The organism is Mycobacterium timonense, assembly GCF_025821985.1.
GTDB lineage: Bacteria > Actinomycetota > Actinomycetes > Mycobacteriales > Mycobacteriaceae > Mycobacterium > Mycobacterium avium.
On the sequence record NZ_JACKSY010000066.1, the window covers coordinates 138,413 to 157,836 of the forward strand.

The 19,424-nt window shown below is 68.4% G+C and carries 16 protein-coding genes; 7 read left to right on the forward strand and 9 right to left on the reverse strand.

Annotated features, from left to right (window positions below; translation table 11 throughout):
* Nucleotides 1-15 precede the first annotated feature (15 nt).
* A complete protein-coding gene (locus tag H7I87_RS17315) occupies nt 16-900 on the forward strand; it encodes a ribokinase (RefSeq protein WP_033722264.1) in 885 nt (294 codons plus the stop codon).
* Here the strand turns inward: H7I87_RS17315 and H7I87_RS17320 are convergent.
* The gene (locus H7I87_RS17320; protein WP_085989536.1) at nt 890-2,323 is read right to left on the reverse strand and encodes a short-chain fatty acyl-CoA regulator family protein; all 1,434 of its coding nucleotides are present in this window, start codon (nt 2,321-2,323) and stop codon (nt 890-892) included. The genes H7I87_RS17315 and H7I87_RS17320 overlap by 11 nt on opposite strands.
* Before the next feature lie 110 nt (nt 2,324-2,433).
* On the opposite strand from H7I87_RS17320, the gene prpD reads away from it, so the two are divergent.
* The 4 genes from prpD to H7I87_RS17340 are packed head-to-tail and all read left to right on the forward strand — an operon-like array spanning nt 2,434 to nt 9,369.
* Nucleotides 2,434-3,939 (forward strand): 2-methylcitrate dehydratase PrpD, encoded by a 1,506-nt coding sequence (gene prpD, locus H7I87_RS17325; RefSeq protein ID WP_011723499.1) that lies wholly within the window; start codon nt 2,434-2,436, stop codon nt 3,937-3,939.
* Nucleotides 3,939-4,841, forward strand: a complete 903-nt coding sequence (prpB, locus tag H7I87_RS17330) for a methylisocitrate lyase (protein ID WP_011723498.1) — start codon at nt 3,939-3,941, stop codon at nt 4,839-4,841. Before prpD ends, prpB begins: the two co-directional genes overlap by 1 nt.
* An 11-nt stretch (nt 4,842-4,852) precedes the next feature.
* Nucleotides 4,853-5,980, forward strand: a complete 1,128-nt coding sequence (locus H7I87_RS17335; RefSeq protein ID WP_011723497.1) for a bifunctional 2-methylcitrate synthase/citrate synthase — start codon at nt 4,853-4,855, stop codon at nt 5,978-5,980.
* A 5-nt stretch (nt 5,981-5,985) separates the two neighbouring features.
* A complete protein-coding gene (locus H7I87_RS17340) occupies nt 5,986-9,369 on the forward strand; it encodes a pyruvate carboxylase (protein ID WP_023861971.1) in 3,384 nt (1,127 codons plus the stop codon).
* Here H7I87_RS17340 and H7I87_RS17345 read toward each other — a convergent pair.
* The 3 genes from H7I87_RS17345 to H7I87_RS17355 are packed head-to-tail and all read right to left on the reverse strand — an operon-like array spanning nt 9,366 to nt 12,842.
* Nucleotides 9,366-10,292 (reverse strand): HpcH/HpaI aldolase/citrate lyase family protein, encoded by a 927-nt coding sequence (locus H7I87_RS17345; RefSeq protein ID WP_023861972.1) that lies wholly within the window; start codon nt 10,290-10,292, stop codon nt 9,366-9,368. The genes H7I87_RS17340 and H7I87_RS17345 overlap by 4 nt on opposite strands.
* A gap of 17 nt (nt 10,293-10,309) precedes the next feature.
* Nucleotides 10,310-11,494, reverse strand: a complete 1,185-nt coding sequence (locus H7I87_RS17350) for a CaiB/BaiF CoA transferase family protein (RefSeq protein ID WP_023861973.1) — start codon at nt 11,492-11,494, stop codon at nt 10,310-10,312.
* On the reverse strand, nt 11,487-12,842 hold the full coding sequence (locus H7I87_RS17355) for an LLM class flavin-dependent oxidoreductase (protein WP_023861974.1): 1,356 nt from the start codon (nt 12,840-12,842) through the stop codon (nt 11,487-11,489). Before H7I87_RS17355 ends, H7I87_RS17350 begins: the two co-directional genes overlap by 8 nt.
* 61 nt (nt 12,843-12,903) lie before the next feature.
* Here H7I87_RS17355 and H7I87_RS17360 point away from each other — a divergent pair, with 61 nt between their 5' ends.
* Nucleotides 12,904-13,560, forward strand: coding sequence for a GntR family transcriptional regulator (locus H7I87_RS17360; RefSeq protein ID WP_003874151.1), 657 nt, complete (start codon nt 12,904-12,906; stop codon nt 13,558-13,560).
* Between the two features lie 11 nt (nt 13,561-13,571).
* Here H7I87_RS17360 and H7I87_RS17365 read toward each other — a convergent pair whose 3' ends face one another.
* Genes H7I87_RS17365 through H7I87_RS17385 form a run of 5 tightly spaced genes read right to left on the reverse strand, consistent with a single transcriptional unit; the run spans nt 13,572 to nt 17,948 of the window.
* Nucleotides 13,572-14,546, reverse strand: coding sequence for an LLM class flavin-dependent oxidoreductase (locus H7I87_RS17365; protein ID WP_011723492.1), 975 nt, complete (start codon nt 14,544-14,546; stop codon nt 13,572-13,574).
* A 13-nt stretch (nt 14,547-14,559) separates the two neighbouring features.
* Nucleotides 14,560-15,042: a VOC family protein gene (locus H7I87_RS17370; RefSeq protein ID WP_011723491.1), complete on the reverse strand. Its 483-nt coding sequence runs from the start codon at nt 15,040-15,042 to the stop codon at nt 14,560-14,562.
* Nucleotides 15,039-16,277 (reverse strand): MBL fold metallo-hydrolase, encoded by a 1,239-nt coding sequence (locus tag H7I87_RS17375; protein ID WP_023861975.1) that lies wholly within the window; start codon nt 16,275-16,277, stop codon nt 15,039-15,041. Before H7I87_RS17375 ends, H7I87_RS17370 begins: the two co-directional genes overlap by 4 nt.
* An 11-nt stretch (nt 16,278-16,288) precedes the next feature.
* On the reverse strand, nt 16,289-17,554 hold the full coding sequence (locus H7I87_RS17380) for a sulfotransferase family protein (RefSeq protein ID WP_023861976.1): 1,266 nt from the start codon (nt 17,552-17,554) through the stop codon (nt 16,289-16,291).
* A 7-nt stretch (nt 17,555-17,561) separates the two neighbouring features.
* Complete coding sequence (locus tag H7I87_RS17385) at nt 17,562-17,948, reverse strand: DUF2237 family protein (RefSeq protein ID WP_023861977.1); 387 nt, start codon at nt 17,946-17,948, stop codon at nt 17,562-17,564.
* 327 nt (nt 17,949-18,275) lie between these two features.
* Here H7I87_RS17385 and H7I87_RS17390 point away from each other — a divergent pair, with 327 nt between their 5' ends.
* On the forward strand, nt 18,276-19,409 hold the full coding sequence (locus H7I87_RS17390; protein WP_003874145.1) for a glycoside hydrolase 5 family protein: 1,134 nt from the start codon (nt 18,276-18,278) through the stop codon (nt 19,407-19,409).
* The last annotated feature ends 15 nt before the right edge of the window (nt 19,410-19,424 follow it).

Here is a 19,424-nt window from a genome sequence, read left to right on the forward strand (position 1 = left end):
GGGCACTGTGTAGTCATGGGTGTGGTGGTGATCGGTCAGATCGGGCGCGACCTGGTGCTGCGCACCGACCGGCCGCCGACGGCCGGCGAGTCCGCCACCGTGCTGCGGCGCGAGGAGCTGCTCGGCGGCAAGGGCGCCAACCAGGCCGTCGGGCTGGCGCAACTGGGTGTGCCGGTGACGCTGATCGGGGTGGTGGGCGACGACCAAGCCGGCACGTCGATCCTGCAGCAGGCGCAGCGCGACGGCATCGACGTCAGCAAAGTGGCGCGGCGCGGCACCACCGCGCTGCTGGTCGACGTGGTCGCCGCGCCGCCGGAACGCATGCTGCTCGAGGACGTGCCGGACAGTTCGCTGGTTCGGGTCGCCGACCTGGACCGGTCGAGCTCGCTGTTCGACACCGCCGACACCGTCTCCATTCAGCTGCAGCAGCCGGCCGCCACCGCTTTGGAAGCCGCGCAACGCGCGCGGCAGCGGGGACTGCGGGTGGTGGCCGACGGCGTGCCCGCCCCGCAGGTTCGGGCCGATCTGCTGGCGACGCTGGACGTGCTGCGGGCCGATGCCACCGAAGCGTCGATCATCGCGGGCACCGAAATCACCACGGTGGAACAGGCCTTCGAGTTGGCCGACCATCTGCTGAGCGGCGGCCCGGAGCTGGTCGCGCTGGCGGTTCCCGACGTGGGCGACCTGCTGACGTGGCGTGGCGGCAGCGAGCTTTTCGAGTTCGCCGACGTGGAAGTGGTGGATCCCACCGGCGCCGGTGACGCGTTCGTCGCCGGGCTGGTGGCCGCCCTGCGGGAGGGCGCCGCACCGCGGGAGGCGGGTCGGCGGGCGGCCGCGGCCGCTGGGGCCACGGTCCAGCGCCTGGGCGGGCGGCCCGACCTGACCGGGCTCAGGGCGTGATCGCGGGCGGGTAGGGCAGGTCGGTGCTGCGGTGCGGGTCGACGGAGACCGGGCGGCCGAGGTAGGGGAAGGCGCGTTGCGGGCAGGCCGGCCGATCGCAGATCTTGCACCCGGCGCCGATCGGCACGATCGACTCGGTGTCGCGCAGATCGATGCCGACGGAGTAAATCAGTTTGTCCGCGTGGTCCACGTCGCAACCCAGCCCGATGGCGAAGCTCTTGTGCGGGCCGAGGTAACGGCTCGGCCCGCCGCTGGTGGTGCGGGCGATCCAGAAATAGGTCCGATCGTCGGGCATCTGCGCGACCTGGGTCAAAAACTGGCCGGGCCGGGAAAACGCGTGGTGCACCACCCACAACGGGCAGTTCCCGCCGACCCGGGAGAAGTGAAAAGCGGTGGCGGACTGGCGTTTCGAGATGTTGCCGGCGCTGTCGGTGCGCACGAAGATGAACGGCACCCCGCGGGCGTTCGGGCGTTGCAGCGTGGACAGCCGATGGCAGACGGTTTCGAAGCCCACCTCGAATCTCCTTGACAGCTGGTCGATGTCGTAACGGACGCGCTCGGCCGCGTCGAGGAATCTGCGGTAGGGCAACAGCAGGGCGCCGGCAAAATAGTTGGCCAGCCCGATGCGGGCCACACCGCGGGCATCGTCGCTGAGCTGATCGTCGCCGGCGATGATCGCGGTGATCAATTCCGGCTGGGTGAGCAGGGCGATCTGGGTGGCCAATTGAAAGGCACGCTGACCGGGGTGCAGCCAGCGGGCCAGGTACACCGTTTTCGACTCGGGATCGAACAGGCGCTTGGAGTTCGGGGCCAGCAGCTGGCCGTCGTCGATCACCACCGCCACACCCAGCTGCTCGCCGAGCAGCTGGGCGAGCTGGCCGTCGAGCCCGCCGATTCGCAACCGGTTGTGGTCGAACATTTCCTCGGCGGCCACGTCCAGTTCGCCGATGTAGTTCTTGCGGTCGTAGAAGAAGTCCCGCACCTCCTCGAACGGCATCGGCTGATGCGGTAGCCCCGGCGTGTCCGAGATGTCCAGATTGGCGCGGCTGTACAGGGCTTCGAGATCGGCGGTGGTGTCGTGCAGCCGCCGGTGCAGATTGACCAGGGTCTGGCCGATCGCCGGCATGCGCGCGACCAGCTCCTCGACCTGCCCGGGCGTCGCGGGCGTTTCGGCGAGCACCTCCCGCAGGTCGGCGATCAGGCGGGCGTCGGAGTCCGGCGCGAAGTACTGGGTGGGCAGATCGAAACGCTCGGTGAGGGTGAGCAGCACCGGGACGGTGATCGGGCGCTGGTCGTTTTCCAGCTGGTTGACGTAACTGGTTGACAGCCCCAGGACGCGCGCCAGCGCCACCTGGGTCAGCCCCTGCTCCTCGCGCAATCGCCGCAGCCGCGCCCCGGCGAACGTCTTTGCCACCCGCACCACCCTACGCCCAGCGCCTTTCACAAAGTTCGCAAACACAGTCGGGCAAGGACGCAAAATTACGCTCTTACAGGGCATTTACCGTATTCAGCCGGGTGCGTAGGGTGCGGTTTATGCGCATCCACGACGTTCGAACCCGGCGCAGCGCCGAGGATTTCCCCCGCAGCGAGCACCTGGCGTGGAAGATCGCCGAGGTCGCGGCCGATCCGGTCGCGGTGCCGGCGGAGACCGAGGCGATGGTGATCAACCGCGTCATCGACAACGCGGCGGTGTCGGCCGCCTCGGTGCTCCGGCGCCCGGTGACCGTCGCACGGGCTCAGGCCCAGGCGCATCCCGCGGCGGCCAAGGGCGCCAAGGTTTTCGGGATCCGGGGCGACTACTCCCCGGAGTGGGCGGCCTGGGCCAACGGGGTCGCGGTGCGCGAATTGGATTTCCACGACACGTTTCTGGCCGCCGAGTATTCGCATCCCGGCGACAACATTCCCGCCCTGGTGGCCGTCGCCCAGCACGTGGGGGTCGGCGGCGCCGACCTGATCCGCGGCATCGCCACCGGTTACGAGATCCAGATCGACCTGGCCCGGGGAATCTGCTTGCACGAGCACAAGATCGACCACGTCGCGCATCTGGGCCCGTCGGTGGCCGCCGGCCTGGGCACCATGTTGCGGCTGGATCCCGAGACCATCTATCAGGCGATCGGGCAGGCGTTGCACCTGACGACGTCCACCCGGCAGTCGCGCAAGGGCTTGATCTCCAGCTGGAAGGCGTACGCGCCGGCCTGGGCCGGCAAGGTCGCCATCGAGGCGGTCGACCGCGCCATGCGGAAAGAAGGTGCGCCCGCACCGATTTGGGAGGGCGAGGACGGTGTGATCGCCTGGCTGCTGTCGGGTCCCGAGCACACCTATCGGGTCCCGCTGCCCGAGCCCGGTGAGCCCAAGCGCGCCATCCTGGACAGCTACACCAAGGAGCACTCGGCCGAATACCAGAGCCAGGCGCTGATCGATCTGGCCCGCCGGATGCGGGAGCGCATCGGCGATCTGAATCAGATCGCCACGATCGTGCTGCACACCAGCCATCACACCCACTACGTGATCGGCACCGGGGCGGGCGATCCGCAGAAATTCGACCCGGACGCCTCGCGGGAAACGCTGGACCACTCGGTGATGTACATCTTCGCGGTCGCACTGCAGGACGGAAGCTGGCACCACGAAAGGTCTTACGCGCCCGAACGCGCACACCGGCCCGACACCGTCGAGCTGTGGCGCAAGATCTCGACCGTCGAGGACCCCGAGTGGACCCGGCGCTACCACTCCACGGACCCGAACGACAAGGCGTTCGGGGCCCGCGCCGTGGTCACCCTCAAAAGCGGTGAGGTGATCGTCGACGAGCTCGCCGTCGCCGACGCTCACCCGTTGGGGGCCCGGCCTTTCGAACGCACGCAGTACGTCGGCAAATTCCACGAACTGGCCGAGGGTGTCGTCACCGACGCCGAGCAGCAGCGGTTCCTGTCGGTCGCCGAGGGCCTGCCCGCATTGCCGCCGGGCGCGGCGGGTGAACTCAACATCGTGGTCGATCCGGCGGTGCTGGCCACCGCCCCGGCGATTCCGGGCGGGATCTTCTGATGCGTGACATGATCGGCGCCGCCCGTTCCCCGGAACAGAAGCGGGCGCAATTGCGCGCCGCACTGGAAAGTGGCCGGCTGCAACGCTTTCCGGGCGCCTTCTCACCGCTGGTGGCCAAGCTGGTCGCCGAACTCGGATTCGACGGGGTGTATGTGTCCGGCGCCGCGCTCTCGGCCGACCTCGGCCTGCCCGACATCGGCCTGACCACCCTGACCGAGGTCAGCGGCCGCGGCGCCCAGATCGCCGCGGTCACCGAGCTGCCCACCCTCATCGACGCCGACACCGGGTTCGGCGAACCGCTGAACGCCGCCCGCACGGTGACGATGCTCGAGTACGCCGGGCTGGCCGGCTGCCACCTGGAGGACCAGGTAAACCCGAAACGGTGCGGACATCTCGACGGCAAGGCGGTGGTGCCGGTCGACGAGATGGTGCGACGGCTCCGCGCCGCCGTCTCGGCCCGCAGGGACCCGAACTTCGTCGTCTGCGCCCGCACCGACGCCGCCGCGATCGAGGGCCTGCCCGCCGCGATCGAACGGGCCCGGGCCTACGCCGACGCGGGCGCCGACCTGATCTTCACCGAGGCGCTGCAATGCCCCACGGAATTCGAGCGATTCCGCGCCGCGCTCGACACGCCGCTGCTGGCCAACATGACCGAGTTCGGCAAGTCGCCGTTGCTCGGCGCCGACCGGCTCGCCGACATCGGCTACAACGTGGTGATCTACCCGGTGACCACGCTGCGGCTGGCCATGCACGCCGTCGAGGCCGGGCTGCGCGAAATCGCTGATACCGGAACGCAATCCGGCCTGCTGGACCGCATGCAGCACCGCAGCCGGCTCTATCAGCTGCTGCGCTACGCCGACTACAACCACTTCGATTCCGACATCTACAACTTCCCCCGGTAAGGAGTCGTGCCATGAGCACCCTCGAAGACAACCAGCCCCGCATCCACAAGGGCCTGGCCGGTGTCGTCGTCGACACCACCGCCATCTCCAAGGTGGTCCCGGAGACCAACTCGCTGACCTACCGCGGCTACGCCGTGCAGGACCTGGCGGCCCACTGCAGCTTCGAACAGGTCGCCTATCTGCTGTGGTACGGCGAGCTTCCCGACGACCAGCAGCTGGCGCTGTTCAGCCAGCGGGAACGAGCCGCCCGCCGGCTCAACCGATCCCAGCTGTCGCTGTTGCACAAGCTGCCCGACACCTGCCACCCGATGGACGTGGTGCGCACCTTCATCAGCTCCATGGGCGCCGAGGACCCCGACGAGGACGACAACAGCGCGTCGGCCAACCACGCCAAGGCGCTGCGGATGTTCGCGGTGCTGCCCACCATCGTCGCGGCCGACATGCGCCGCCGGCGCGGTCTGGAACCTATCGCCCCGCACAGCCACATGAGCTATGCGCAGAATTTTCTGCACATGTGTTTCGGCGATGTGCCCGAGCAGGTGATCGTCGACGCGTTCGAACAGTCCATGATCCTGTACGCCGAGCACAGTTTCAACGCTTCGACCTTCGCGGCGCGCGTGGTCACCTCCACCCAGTCCGATATCTACAGCGCGGTCACCGCCGCCATCGGCGCGCTCAAGGGTTCGCTGCACGGCGGGGCCAACGAAGCCGTCATGCACGACATGCTCGAAATCGGGACCCCCGACCGTGCTGCGGAATGGTTGCAGGGCAAGCTTTCTCGCAAGGAGAAGGTGATGGGTTTCGGGCATCGGGTCTACAAGAACGGCGACTCGCGGGTGCCGACCATGAAGCAAGCCCTGCAGCGCGTCGCCGCGGTGCGTGACGGCCAGAAGTGGCTGGACATCTACCAGATCCTGGAAAGGGGAATGGCGCGGGCCAACGGCATCAAACCCAACCTCGACTTCCCCACCGGGCCGGCCTACTACCTGATGGGCTTCGACATCGGGGCGTTCACGCCGATTTTCGTGATGAGCCGGATCACCGGGTGGACGGCACACATCATCGAGCAGACCGCCTCCAACGCGTTGATCCGTCCGCTCAGCGAGTATGTCGGACCGCCGCAACGCGCTCTATCGTAAGAACCGTGTTAGCGAAAGTCCTGGTCGCCAACCGCGGGGAGATCGCGATCCGCGCGTTCCGCGCGGCCTACGAGCTGGAAATGGCCACCGTGGCGGTGTATCCCTACGAGGACCGCAATTCGGTGCACCGGTTGAAGGCCGACGAGTCCTACCAGATCGGTGAGGAGGGCCACCCAGTCCGCGCCTACCTGTCCGTCGACGAGATCGTGGGCACGGCGCTGGCCTGCGGCGCGGATGCGATCTACCCCGGCTACGGCTTCCTGTCGGAGAACCCCGATCTGGCGGCGGCGTGCGCGGCGGCCGGCATCACGTTCGTCGGCCCCAGCGCCGAGGTGCTCGAGCTCACCGGCGACAAGTCGCGGGCCATCGCGGCGGCGCGGGCCGCGGGTCTTCCGGTGCTGGCCTCCTCGCCGCCGTCGACCTCGGTGCAGGAGTTGCTGAGCGCCGCCGAGACGATGACGTTCCCGCTGTTCGTCAAGGCGGTCGCCGGCGGCGGCGGCCGGGGGATGCGCCGGGTCACCGATCCGGGGGCGCTGGCCGAGGCGATCGAGGCGGCCAGCCGTGAGGCCGAGTCCGCGTTCGGGGACGCCTCGGTGTTTCTCGAGCAGGCGGTGATCAATCCGCGGCACATCGAGGTCCAGATCCTGGCCGACACGCACGGCAACGTGATGCACCTCTACGAGCGGGACTGCAGCGTGCAGCGCCGGCACCAGAAGGTGATCGAGATCGCCCCGGCGCCCAACCTGGATCCGGCGCTGCGCGAACGTATCTGCGCCGACGCGGTGGCGTTCGCACGCAGCATCGGCTACACCTGCGCGGGCACTGTGGAGTTCCTGCTCGACGAACGCGGCAACCACGTGTTCATCGAGATGAACCCGCGCATCCAGGTGGAGCACACGGTGACCGAGGAGATCACCGACGTCGACCTGGTGTCCGCGCAGCTGCGCATCGCCTCCGGCCAGACGCTGGAAGAGATTGGCTTGAGCCAGGATTCGGTCATCCCGCGCGGCGCGGCCCTGCAGTGCCGGATCACCACCGAGGACCCCGTCAACGGTTTCCGCCCGGACACCGGCCGCATCACCGCCTACCGCACCCCGGGCGGCGCGGGCATCCGGCTGGACGGCGGCACCACCCTGGGCGCGGAGATCAGCGCGCACTTCGATTCGATGCTGATCAAGCTGACCTGCCGGGGACGCGACTTCCCCACGGCGGTGCGGCGGGCGCGGCGCGCGGTCGCTGAATTCCGCATCCGCGGCGTCTCGACGAATATCCCGTTCCTGCAAGCGGTTCTGGACGACCCGGATTTTCAGGCCGGGCGCATCACCACCTCGTTCATCGAACAGCGGCCGCAGTTGCTCACCGCACGCAGTTCGGCCGACCGCGGCACCAAGATCCTCAACTACCTGGCCGACGTGACCGTCAACAAGCCGCACGGCGAGCGCCCGTCGGCGGTGTACCCGCATGACAAGTTGCCCGACATCGACCTGGCGGCGAGCCCGCCGGCGGGCTCCAAGCAGCGGTTGACCGAACTCGGGCCGGAGCGATTCGCGGCCTGGCTGCGCGAGTCGCGCGGCGTCGGCGTCACCGACACCACGTTCCGCGACGCGCACCAGTCGCTGCTGGCGACCCGGGTCCGCACCAGCGGGCTGCTCAAGGTGGCGCCCTACATTGCACGGACCATGCCGCAGCTGTTGTCGGTGGAGTGTTGGGGCGGAGCGACTTACGACGTGGCGCTGCGGTTTCTCAAGGAGGACCCGTGGGAGCGGCTGGCGGCGCTGCGCGAGGCGATGCCGAACATCTGCCTTCAGATGCTGCTGCGCGGGCGTAACACCGTGGGGTACACGCCCTATCCAGAAATGGTCACGACGGCCTTCGTCGCGGAGGCGACCGAGACCGGCATCGACATCTTCCGCATCTTCGACGCGTTGAACAACGTCGACTCGATGCGCCCTGCCATCGACGCCGTCCGCGAAACCGGAAGCGCCATAGCCGAAGTGGCGATGTCCTACACCGGTGACCTGTCCGATCCGGCCGAAAAGCTGTACACGCTGGACTATTACCTGAAGCTGGCCGACCAGATCGTCGAAGCGGGCGCGCACGTGCTGGCGATCAAGGACATGGCCGGGCTGCTGCGCGCACCGGCGGCCGCGACGCTGGTGTCGGCGCTGAAGTCGCGGTTCGACCTGCCGGTGCACGTGCACACCCATGACACGCCGGGCGGACAGCTGGCGACCTACGTGGCGGCCTGGCAGGCCGGGGCCGACGCGGTCGACGGCGCCGCCGCGCCGCTCGCCGGAACCACCAGCCAGCCGGCACTGTCGTCGATCGTGGCCGCCGCGGCCAACACGGAGTATGACACCGGGTTGTCCCTGCCGGCGGTGTGCGATCTGGAGCCGTACTGGGAGGCGCTGCGAAAGGTATACGCTCCCTTCGAATCCGGGCTTCCGGCGCCGACCGGGCGGGTGTATCACCACGAGATCCCGGGCGGCCAATTGTCGAATCTGCGTCAGCAGGCGATTGCGCTGGGACTCGGCGACCGGTTCGAGGACATCGAAAACGCCTACGCCGGCGCCGACGCGATTTTGGGACACCTGGTCAAGGTCACCCCGTCCAGCAAGGTGGTGGGCGACCTGGCGCTGGCCCTGGTGGGTGCGGGTGTGGGCGCGCAGGACTTCGCCGAAGACCCCTCCCGCTACGACATCCCGGATTCGGTGATCGGCTTTCTGCGCGGCGAGCTCGGCGACCCGCCGGCCGGCTGGCCGGAGCCGTTGCGCACCAAGGCCTTACAGGGCCGGGGGCCGGCCAAGCCGGAGCAGCCGCTGACGGCCGAGGACGAAGCGGCGTTGGCCGCCCCGGGTGCGCGACGGCAGGCGGCGCTGAACCGGCTGCTGTTCCCGGGACCGACCAAGGAGCTCGAGGAGCACCGCGAGCAGTATGGTGACACCTCGGGGCTGAGCGCCAACCAGTTCTTCTACGGATTGCGGCAGGGCGACGAACACCGCGTCGAACTCGAGCGCGGCGTGGAGTTGCTGATCGGCCTGGAGGCCATCTCCGATCCCGACGAACGCGGCATGCGCACCGTGATGTGCATTCTCAACGGGCAGCTGCGGCCGGTGGTGGTGCGCGACCGCAGCATCGCCATCGACGTGCCCGCCGCCGAGAAGGCCGACCGCGCCAACCCGGACCACATCGCCGCCCCGTTCGCCGGGGTGGTGACGGTCGCCACCGAGGTCGGCCGGCAGGTCGAGGCCGGCCAGACCATCGCGACGATCGAGGCGATGAAGATGGAAGCCGCGGTCACCAGCCCGAAGTCGGGCAAGGTGGCGCGAATCGCCGTGTCGCGGACCGCTCAAGTCGAGGGCGGCGACCTCCTGATGGTGATCGACTAGCGGTCGTTCGATCCGCCGGTGCCGTTGATCAGGGCGGCGCGCGCCAGCGTCTGCTGCGCCATCTTCACGTGCGCGGCGTCCACCAGCACGCCGTTGACCCCGACGGCGCCGCGGCCGTTGCTCTCGGCCTCCCGGTAGGCGGCGAGATTGGCTTCGGCGCAGGCGATTTCGTCGGCGGTGGGCGCATAAACCTGGTTGGCGACAGGTACCTGGTCGGGGTGGATCGCCCATTTGCCGGTGTATCCCATCAGTGCGGCCCGCCGGGCGTCGCGCTCATATCCCGCCAGGTCGCGGTAGTCGGGATAGGGCGCGTCGATCGCGTCGATGCCCGCGATCCGCGCGGCGACGATCACCTTGTTGCGGGCGTATTGCCAGAAATCGCCGGGATATTCGCCCAGCGGCACGAAGTTGGTGTCCACCCGGGCCCCCTGGGACAGCGAGAAGTCGCCGACGCCGAAGATCAGCGCGTCCAACCGCGGACTGGCCACCGCGATCTCTTCGGCGTTGGCCAGCCCCTCGACCTCCTCGATCAACACCTCGAGCCGGATCTTGTTGCCCAGGTTGAGCTTTGCCTCCAGCTGGCTGAGCAGGACGTCGACCCACCAGACGTCGCGGGCCCGGCGCGCCTTGGGGATGATGACGGTGTCAAGGTTGCGGCCGGCCGCGGTCACCACCTCGATGAGGTCGTCGTGGCACCACGGGGTGTCGAGGCCGTTGATCCGTACCGCCCGCGCGGTGCGCCCCCAATCCAGGTCGTTGAGCGCGCTGATCGCCTTGCCGCGCGACTCCTCCTTGAAAGCCGGCGGCACCGCGTCCTCGAGGTCGAGGAACACCAGGTCGGCACCGCATCCGGCGGCCTTGTCGAACATGTTGTCGTTGCTGGCGGGCACCGCGAGCTCCGAGCGGCGGAGAAGCTGGGTCATCGATCAAATTCCTTCTGTCACACCACGCCCCGGGCGCGTAGCTGGTCGATTTCGTCGGGGGTGAGGCCGAGTAGTTCCCCGTAGACCTCGGCGTTGTGCTCACCGAGGCGGGGTCCGAGATGCCCGACCGTGCCGGACGCCGACGAGAAGCGCGGCACGGGCGCCTGCACCGTCATCGGTCCGAGCTGCTGGTCGTCGACGGAGACGAACACCCCGCGGTGCGCCAGCTGCTCGTCGGCGACCAGGTCGCTGATGTCATAGACCGGCGCTGCGGCGACCTCGTGGGCTTCGAACACGGCCATCGCCTCCGAAAGTGTCTTGCCCGCAACCCAATCGGCGACGAGTGTGTCGACTTCGCGGGCGCGCGCCAGCCGCCGCTGCGGATCGGAGAAGTCCGGGTCACCCAGCAGGTCGTCGCGGCCGATCGCCCGGAACACCCGCAGCGCCAGCGCCGGTGAGCTGCCGGACATGGCCAGCCATCGCCCGTCGGCGGTCTGGTAGGTGTTGCGCGGCGCGGAGATGTCCCACCGGTTGCCGGATCGCTCGGGCACCAGGCCCAGCTGGTCGTAGCCCAGCAGCGTCTGTTCCAGCAGCCGGGCCAGCGGGTCGATCAGGTTGACATCGATCAATTGTCCCGGCCCGCCGTGCACATCGCGGTGATACAACGCCATCATCACCGCGTAAGCGGCATTCAGCGAGGCGACGCCGTCGGCCAACATGAACGGCGGCAGGGTGGGCGGCGCGCCGGCCTGGCCGGTGATGTGCGCGAAACCGCTCATCGCCTCGCCCAGCGTGCCGAACCCCGGCCGCTCGCTCTTCGGCCCGCTCAACCCGTAGCCGGTGATGTGCAGCATCACGAGCCGCTCATTGACCTCGCGCAGGCTCTCGTAGTCCAGGCCCCATTTGCGCAGGGTCTGGGGACGGGTGTTGAAGATGGCGACGTCGGCGTGCTCCACCAGACGGCGGACCAGCTGTTGTCCGTCCGCGCTGCGCAGGTCCAGCGTGATCGATTTCTTGTTGCGGGAGATGGACTTCCACATCAGGCCGACACCGTCGCGCTGATTGCCCCACCCGCGGATCGGGTCGCCATGGCGTGGTTCTTCGACCTTGATCACGTCGGCGCCGAACTCGCCCAGATAGGTCGCCACCAGCGGCGCGGCGGCCAGCGTGGCCAGGTCGAGCACCCGCAGCCCGTCAAGCATGGGCCACCCGCGCGTTGGCGGGACGCGGCAGCCCGAGATGCCCGCGCAGGGTCGCGGACCGGTATTCGGTGCGGAACAGGCCGCGGCGTTGCAACTCGGGGACCACCATGCGCACCACGTCTTCGAATGCGCCGGGCAGATGCGTTGCGGCCAGCACGAATCCGTCACAGGCGCCGGTTTGGAACCAGTCCGCCATCTGATCGGCGACCTGCGGGCCGGTGCCGACGAACCGGGGCCCCTGCAACAGGGTGGCGCGATGGTTGGCGAGATCCCGCACGGTGACGGCGTCGCCGCCGATGTGGGCGCGTAGGTTCTGCACCAGCCCGCGGATGCCGGAGACGGAGGCCAGGATGTCGTCGGTCACCGGATCGTCGAGATCATGTTGGGCGAAGTCGTAATTCATCAGTTCCGACAACAGCGTCAGCGATGCCATCGGATGCACCAGATCGTTGAGGAGCATCGCCTCGCGGTCCTTGGCATGGGCCTCGGACTCGCCCACCACGGCATAGGCCATCGGACAGATTCGAACCGCGGCGGGGTCGCGGCCGGCGTCGGCGATGCGGTCCTTCTGGTCGGCGTAGTGGCTGCGGGCGACGTCGATGCCCGGATCACCGGTGAAGATCAATTCCGCCCAGCGGGAAGCAAATTCGCGGCCACGTCCCGACGACCCGGCCTGGATGATCACCGGCCGACCCTGCGGGGTGCGCGGCACCGTCAACGGTCCACGCGCGGAGAAGAATTCACCGACGTGGCCGAGTTCGTGCACCTTCGCGGGGTCGGCGTACCGGCCGGACACCCGGTCGTGCAGCACGGCGTCGTCCTCCCAGGTGTCCCACAGGCCGGTCACCACGTCCATGAATTCGTCGGCCCGGTCGTATCTTTCGTCGTGGCCGAGATGGGCGTCGACGCCGAAGTTCTGCGCCTCGCTGTCGTTGACCGAGGTGACCACGTTCCACGCGGCGCGGCCGCCGGAGAGGTGATCCAGCGACGCGAACGTGCGCGCCACATGGAACGGCGGGTAATAGGTGGTCGAGTACGTCGCGCCCAACCCGATCCTGGAGGTGGCCTGGGCCAGCACGCCGAGGATCACGCCGAGGTCCAGCTTGACCGGGCGGGCGCCGTAGCGCACGGCCTCGCCCACCGAGCCGCCGTACACGCCCGGCATGGCGAGGCGGTCGTCGAAGAACATCAGGTCGAAGCAGCCCTCTTCGAGCTGTCGGCCGATCTTGGCGTAGTAGGCGGCGTCCAGGTAGCGGTGCTCGGTGGCCGGGTGCCGCCACGATCCCGCGTACACGGAGGTGCTGCCCGCCTGCATGAAGGCGACGAGGGCCATCTTGTCGGTGCGCATGGTTTGAAACGTAACATCTGATATTTCAGATATCAAATGTCGCGTCTGGTATTGTTCGGACGTGGCGGCGATCGACATCTCCGGGACGGTGCGGGAACGCGCGGCCCGCGAACTGCGTGACCGCATCCTGACCGGCGCCCTGCCGGCCGGTTCGCGGATCGACCTCGACGCCATCACCGCCGAATTCGCCACCAGCCGGACCCCGGTGCGCGAGGCGCTGCTGGAGCTGTCGTTCGAGGGCCTGGTTCAGGTCGCCCCGCGCAGCGGCGTCACGGTGATCGGCATCAGCCCCGAGGACGTGCTGGACAGCTTCACCATTCTCGGCGTGCTGACCGGCCAGGCCGCGGCCTGGGCGGCCGAACGGATCGGCCCCGAGGAACTGGCGACGCTGCGCGAGCTGGCCGCCGAGGTGGTCGCGAAGTCCGGTGACGACAGCATCGGCGAGGCCAATTGGCATTTCCATCAGATGATCCACCGGGCCGCGCACTCGCCGCGGCTGGCGAACCAGATCAAGCACGCCGCCCGCGTGGTGCCGACCAATTTCCTGACCTTGTTCCCCGAGCACGAGAAGCATTCGCTCGACGAGCATGCGCAGTTGCTCGACGCGCTCGGCGACAAGGACGTCGAGCGCGCCCGCGCCATCGCCGAACGACACGTCCTGGATGCCGGGCGCTCGCTGGCCGAATGGCTGGAACAGCGCCGCGACGGCGAGCGCTGAGCGCCGCCGCGTCAGCCCTTCAGCGCGGGCAGCACCTTGTCGGTGAGCAACTGGACCGACTGCCAAGCTTCCTCGACCGGCATGCCGCCGACCAGGGGGTGCAGGACGATCGGGCCGAAATCGGGCGCGTCGCGCACCTCGGCGATCAGCTGGTCGGGAGTCAGAAAGCGGTAGCGGCCCGATGCCCGAACCTCGTCGAGGGTCTGCACGCCCGGCAGGTGCATGAGGGAACGCTGGTCGGTTGACCATCCGCCGTAGGTGACCGCCTCCCACAGGATGTGGTCGCCGAGTTCGGCCCACGCCCGCTCGGGATCCTCGTGCAGGTAGATCATGCCCCGGTTGAGCGGTCCCGGCATGAGAACCACTGGGGCCAGGTCGATCTCGGCGCACAGCTCGCGGTAGTAGTCGGCGATCTCGGGGAGGTGATCGGCGAGGCTGAGCGGCAGCCGGAACCGGGCCGCGCGGCGTGCCGTGGCCCGCGCGCCCCCACCCACGTACAACGGTGGATGCGGCCGGGTCCAGGTGCCGGTGCAGATTCCCGCCGGCGCGCCACCGCCGGACCAGACGGCCAGCATCCGCTCCAGCAGACTGTCCATCAGCGCGCCGCGCCGGCCGAAATCGGCTCCCAGCGCGTCGTATTCGACGGGCCGGTAGCCCAAGCCCACCGTGGTGTGCAGCCGGCCCCGGCTCATGTTGTCGACGAGCGCGATGTCCTCGGCGAGCCGGACCGGGTTCCACAGCGGGCCCAGGGCGCAATCCACGCTGGCGATCAGCGTCGAGGTGCGCGCCAAGAACATCGCCGCGGCCATGATCGGGTTGCAGCTCCAGCCGTGCCCGGTCGCGTGATGTTCGTCGACGCTGACCGACGTGATGCCGTGCGATTCGCCCCACTGCGCCAGCTCGAGCGCGGCGCTCATCAGCCGGCTCTGGGTGCGTGGATCACCGTGCGGGGAGGCGAAGTTGAAGCGCAGCACCGTCAGCAGCATGCCGGGGACCGCCTCACTGTGCTTCCGGCGCGGCGGCGGACTGCAGGAAGGCGGGGAAGTCGGGAAACAGGGCGCGGTCGACGATCTCGATGCGGGTGCCCGCCGCATCGACGTAGTACGCGAACAACGCCAGATCCGGGGCGGCGGTGTCGGCCGTCGCTTCGAACGCAAACCCGTTGTCTTCCAACAGCTGTGCGCTCTGCGCCAGATCGTCGCACCAGTAGCCGAGGTGATGGACCGCGTTGCCGGGGGCGGCCGCCCACGCGGTGCCCGGTACCTCCTGGATGAGCTCGACGTGGGGAGCTTGCAGCGAGTAGACGAAAGTCGAGGTCACTTCCCGGGTTCCGCTCACGGTGCGAAACGGCAGCGTGTAGCTGACCGGGGTGATCCACCGGTACCCGGCGAGCGCGCTCAGCCGGGCCATCGCCGCCTCGAGGTCGGGCACGATGATGCCCGTGTGATAAAAGTCCTCGGGCCGCAGCGCGAATACCGTCATGAGTTCCTCGCTATCTGGTGGCGCAGCCAGGCACTTTCCCAGAAGTTCGTGCTGCTGGCCAGAAGTTTTTCATGGGCCTGACGCAGCACCTCGCGTGCCCCCGAGTGTTCGGCGGGCAGCAGCTGGGCGAGGTGAATCGCGTGCAGCGCGCGGTCGGCGGCCAGGTGCGCCCGGGCGCGATCGAGCAGCGCATCCGCGCCGGCCAGTTCGACCACGTCGTGGGCCACCGCGTCGAACCCGACCGGGTAGAGCTCGGTGGTGGACTCGTGGTGAAACCAGCCCGAGTAGTTCTCCCAGATGGCGCGCACGTCCCAGGAGACCTTGCCGTATCCCTGGCCCACTTCGTATTCCGTAGGCAGCGTGATTTCTCGCATCAGGGTGCGGACGTCTTTGCCGGCGTTCATCCCGGCCACCGTCTGATCGTGGAGGTAGCCGAGGGCGTCGCGCAGCCGGGTGAGCTCCTCGTCGATGCGGTCGGCACCCGCGATGGGCTCGAAGTGACCCGTCACCAGCAACTCGGCCCGCAGGCCGCGAACCCGCTCCACCGAGGCGATGGCCGTCAACGCGTCCCGGTACCGGTCGCCGCGCATGGTGACCAGGTTCGGGATATGACCGAACAGCGGCCCGAAGGTGTTCCCGCACAGGCATATTCGCTCGTCAGGTAACCAGACCACCAGCGAGTCGGTGGTTTCGCCGCCGGGCACCGAGATCAGCTCCATCCGCCGGCCGCCGAGCTCCAGGGTCAGCGTGTCCTCGAAGTCGAGGTCGACGACGGGCACGCTCTGCCCGGGCAACCGGGTGGTGCCCAGGCGCCGCTGGATGGCCTTGATGCCGCCGGCCAGGGTGTCTTTGAAGGCAAAGGCGCTGCGGCTGGCCCGGTACGGGATCAGCCGCTCGTTGTCGTCGCGCCACATCGTCCAGTTCGCTTGCGCCACAACGACGGTGTCCGGGTCGCGAACACTGTCCAGGCCGCCGACGTGGTCCACGTGGCCCTGCGTGAAGACGATGTAGCGCACCGGTGAGGAATCCACGGCATCGAAGTTGGCGCGATGCACCGGGCCCTCGAAACCCATGCCGGTGTTGACGATCACCCGGCCCTCCGCGGTGGTGAGCAAATAGGAGTTGGACAGCCCGGGCGAGCACCACAGTCCCGGGGCGATGGGGTCGGCCCGCGCCGCGGACGCCGGGCGCATCGCCTCGGCGCCCGGCCTGCTCCGATAGACAGGTTCGGGCATCGCTGACTCCTTCATTCGGGGCGCACGTCGAACTTGTCGAAGTAGAAGCCGAAACGGGCGCGCAGCTCGTCGGCGGAGATGCCGAAATGGCGCTGCAACTGGTAGCGGATGCGGCCGTGCTTACCGCGCGGATTTCCGTCCAAGTAGCGCTGAAAGCGGTCGCGCACCCGCTGCGGCAATTCCACCCCGCCGCGCTCATACAGCCGTTCGATCACCGGGATCTCGTTGCCGCTCAACTGATGGAAGCTGATGTCGACGCTGCGTTCCGGGGCCACCAGGTCGCGGTCGCGCACGCAGGCGCTCAGCAGTCGGTGCACGCGGTCGCTCCAGTAGTCCAGCAGCCACTGCGGGTCAATGCTGGTGCGGCGCAACCGATCCGAGTAGGCCATCATGGTGATCGCCGACTGGATCACCGCGACGGGGTCGCGGTGCGTGAACGCGATCGTCGCATCGGGGAAGGTCGCCATCAGCGGGCCGAGCTGCTCGCAGTGCTGCGGACTTTTGAGCACCCAGGTCCGCGGCCCGCGCAGGAAGGTCAACGCCTGCAACACCTTCTTCAGGTAGGCGTAGTGCCGGGTTTGGTCCAGGCTCAGGTAGTGATCGCGCCAGGCGGGCACCCGCGCATGCCATTCCAGGACGTAGGAGGCCAGATCGAGGTCGAGCAGTTCCACTTCCTCCTCGATCGCCTCGGGAAACCGGTCGTGCATGGCGGCCACCACGGGCGCGCTGGCCATCAGCGCCTCGTGTTCCGCCTTGGCGCGGGCATACCGGGGGTCGACACCGAAGACGTCGGGGCCCTGACCACGGGCCGGGATAGGCTCCTGGCTCTCCCAATAGGGCAGTGCGCGCCGGCGCGGGTCGCAGGCGATCAGGTTCACCAGATGCGTGGTGCCCGAGCGCGGCATCCCGACGACGATGAACGGCTGCTCGATCGGGATGGACTCGATCTCGGGATACCGCTGGAGCAGCTCGGTCAGCGACAACCGGTTGCGCAGCAGCCGCACCACACGTTGCCGCAGCGACCCCCGGGTGAGCTGGCGCAGCCCGTGGTCGGCTTCGATCGCCGCGACGTGGACGTGCAGACGGTCGACGAAGCCGTGCGTGTCGTCGAGGTCGGCGCCGGGCAGGCCGGCATGTTCGATCGCCTCGGCGAGCATCCGGTCGATGTCGAGATCGACGGGCTTGGCCTCGGTGAACTCCAGGATCTGACGTTGGACGTCGGTGAGCCGGGGCGAGGTCAGGTCGTCGAAGTCGATGTCGTCAACCGCGGAACCCACCGGGATCCTAGAGGTTGGCCAGGTCGTCGGGGACGTCGATCTTGTGTTCCTGCAGCGCTTCCAGCGGCACCACCTCAAGGGTGCTCTCGTGCGTCGACACCAACACCACCGGGGCCGCGCACCCGTCGTGATGCGCGCGCAGCCAATTCAGCGCGGTCACGCACCAGCGGTCGCCGGGCAGCAGACCGGGGAACCGGTACTCGGGGACCGGCGTCAGCAAGTCGTTGCCGATGGAACGCTGGTGCTCCAGGAATTCGGCGGTCATCACGGCGCAAATCGTGTGCCGCCCAAGGTCCTGCGGTCCCGTCGAGCAACAGCCGTCGCGGTAGAAACCGGTCAGCGGATCGGTGCCACAGGGTTGCAGCGGACCGCCTAGCACGTTTCGATCAGGCACCCGTTCAGTATTGCGCTCGCGGGGGTGAAGTTTGAAGTAATTCTGCCGACTGGGTGGGATAGATTTTCCCGTGCGCCGTCATCGACGATGATGGCCGCAGGCCGCCGCAGACACCGATCGGGTTACCGGACTCGTTGTCCACCAACGGGTTAGGGCGCGACCGGGCGATTGTAACCTTGCCGACGTTCGCGATGGGCGGGGGCGCGCCGGAGGCGGATGGTCACGGATTGGTCACGATGACGGCCCGGTAACAATCGTTATCTTCAACCTGTCGCGACGCGCTGAGCAAATCCCGGGGAAATCGCCCCGAAAACTTATCGTCACATCGTGGAACGACGAACGGCCCTGAAACTTCCCCTGCTGCTGGCGGCGGGCGCCGCAGTTGCCCGGGCGCCCCGGGCCTCGGCGGAGGAAGCTGGCCGGTGGTCGCCCGAGCGCGCCAACCGCTGGTATCAGGCGCAGGGTTGGCTGGTGGGAGCAAACTACATTCCGGCCAACGCCATCAACCAGCTGGAGATGTTCCAGCCCGACACCTTCGATCCCCGGCGCATCGACACCGAGCTGGGCTGGGCGCAGTTCTACGGTCACAACACGGCGCGGGTGTTCCTTCATGATCAGCTCTGGGCCGCCGATCAGCGCGGGTTCCAAACCCGCCTTGGGCAATTCGTCGATATCGCCGCACGACATCGCATCAAGCCGCTGTTCGTCTTCTTCGACTCGTGTTGGGACCCGCAGCCCCGGGCCGGCCGGCAGCGCCCGCCGCGGCCGGGCGTGCACAACTCCGGGTGGGTGCAGAGTCCGGGCGCCGAGCGTCTCGGCGACCCCCGCTACATCCCCGTCATGCGCGACTACGTCACCTCGGTGATGACCCAATTCCGCAACGACGACCGGGTTTTGGGCTGGGACCTGTGGAACGAGCCGGACAACCCGGCGCGGCAGTACCGCAACGTCGAACGGAGCGACAAGGAGCAGCTCGTCGCCAACCTGCTGCCGCAGGTGTTTCGGTGGGCGCGGGCGGTCGATGCCAGTCAGCCGCTCACCAGTGGGGTGTGGCGCGGGGATTGGGGACAACCGCAGGGCCGCAGCGCAATCAGCGACATCCAGCTGGCCAACGCCGACGTCATCACCTTCCATTCGTATGCCGAGCCCGCGGGCTTCGAGTCGAGGATCAACGAGCTCACCCCGCTGGGCCGGCCGATCCTGTGCACCGAGTACATGGCCCGGCCGCGGGGCAGTACCGTCGAGAGCATCCTGCCGGTGGCCAAGCGGCACAACGTCGGCGCCATCAACTGGGGCCTGGTCGCCGGCAAGACGCAGACCTACTTCCCCTGGGAGTCATGGGATCATCCGTACACCTCGGTGCCCAAGGTGTGGTTCCACGACCTGATCCGGCCCGAGGGGCGGCCGTTCCAGGACATCGAAGCCCTGACGGTGCGGAAGCTGGCCGGAAGCCCGACCTGAACCGTGGGAGGGCGG

Excerpts from the sequence above, each read along its gene's own strand:
- H7I87_RS17315 (WP_033722264.1), top strand. The coding sequence starts at position 16 with ATGGGTGTGGTGGTGATCGGTCAGATCGGGCGCGACCTGGTGCTGCGC.
- prpD (WP_011723499.1), top strand. The coding sequence starts at position 2,434 with ATGCGCATCCACGACGTTCGAACCCGGCGCAGCGCCGAGGATTTCCCC.
- prpB (WP_011723498.1), top strand. The coding sequence starts at position 3,939 with ATGCGTGACATGATCGGCGCCGCCCGTTCCCCGGAACAGAAGCGGGCG.
- H7I87_RS17335 (WP_011723497.1), top strand. The coding sequence starts at position 4,853 with ATGAGCACCCTCGAAGACAACCAGCCCCGCATCCACAAGGGCCTGGCC.
- H7I87_RS17345 (WP_023861972.1), bottom strand. The coding sequence starts at position 10,292 with ATGACCCAGCTTCTCCGCCGCTCGGAGCTCGCGGTGCCCGCCAGCAAC.
- H7I87_RS17350 (WP_023861973.1), bottom strand. The coding sequence starts at position 11,494 with ATGCTTGACGGGCTGCGGGTGCTCGACCTGGCCACGCTGGCCGCCGCG.
- H7I87_RS17355 (WP_023861974.1), bottom strand. The coding sequence starts at position 12,842 with ATGCGCACCGACAAGATGGCCCTCGTCGCCTTCATGCAGGCGGGCAGC.
- H7I87_RS17365 (WP_011723492.1), bottom strand. The coding sequence starts at position 14,546 with ATGCTGCTGACGGTGCTGCGCTTCAACTTCGCCTCCCCGCACGGTGAT.
- H7I87_RS17370 (WP_011723491.1), bottom strand. The coding sequence starts at position 15,042 with ATGACGGTATTCGCGCTGCGGCCCGAGGACTTTTATCACACGGGCATC.
- H7I87_RS17375 (WP_023861975.1), bottom strand. The coding sequence starts at position 16,277 with ATGCCCGAACCTGTCTATCGGAGCAGGCCGGGCGCCGAGGCGATGCGC.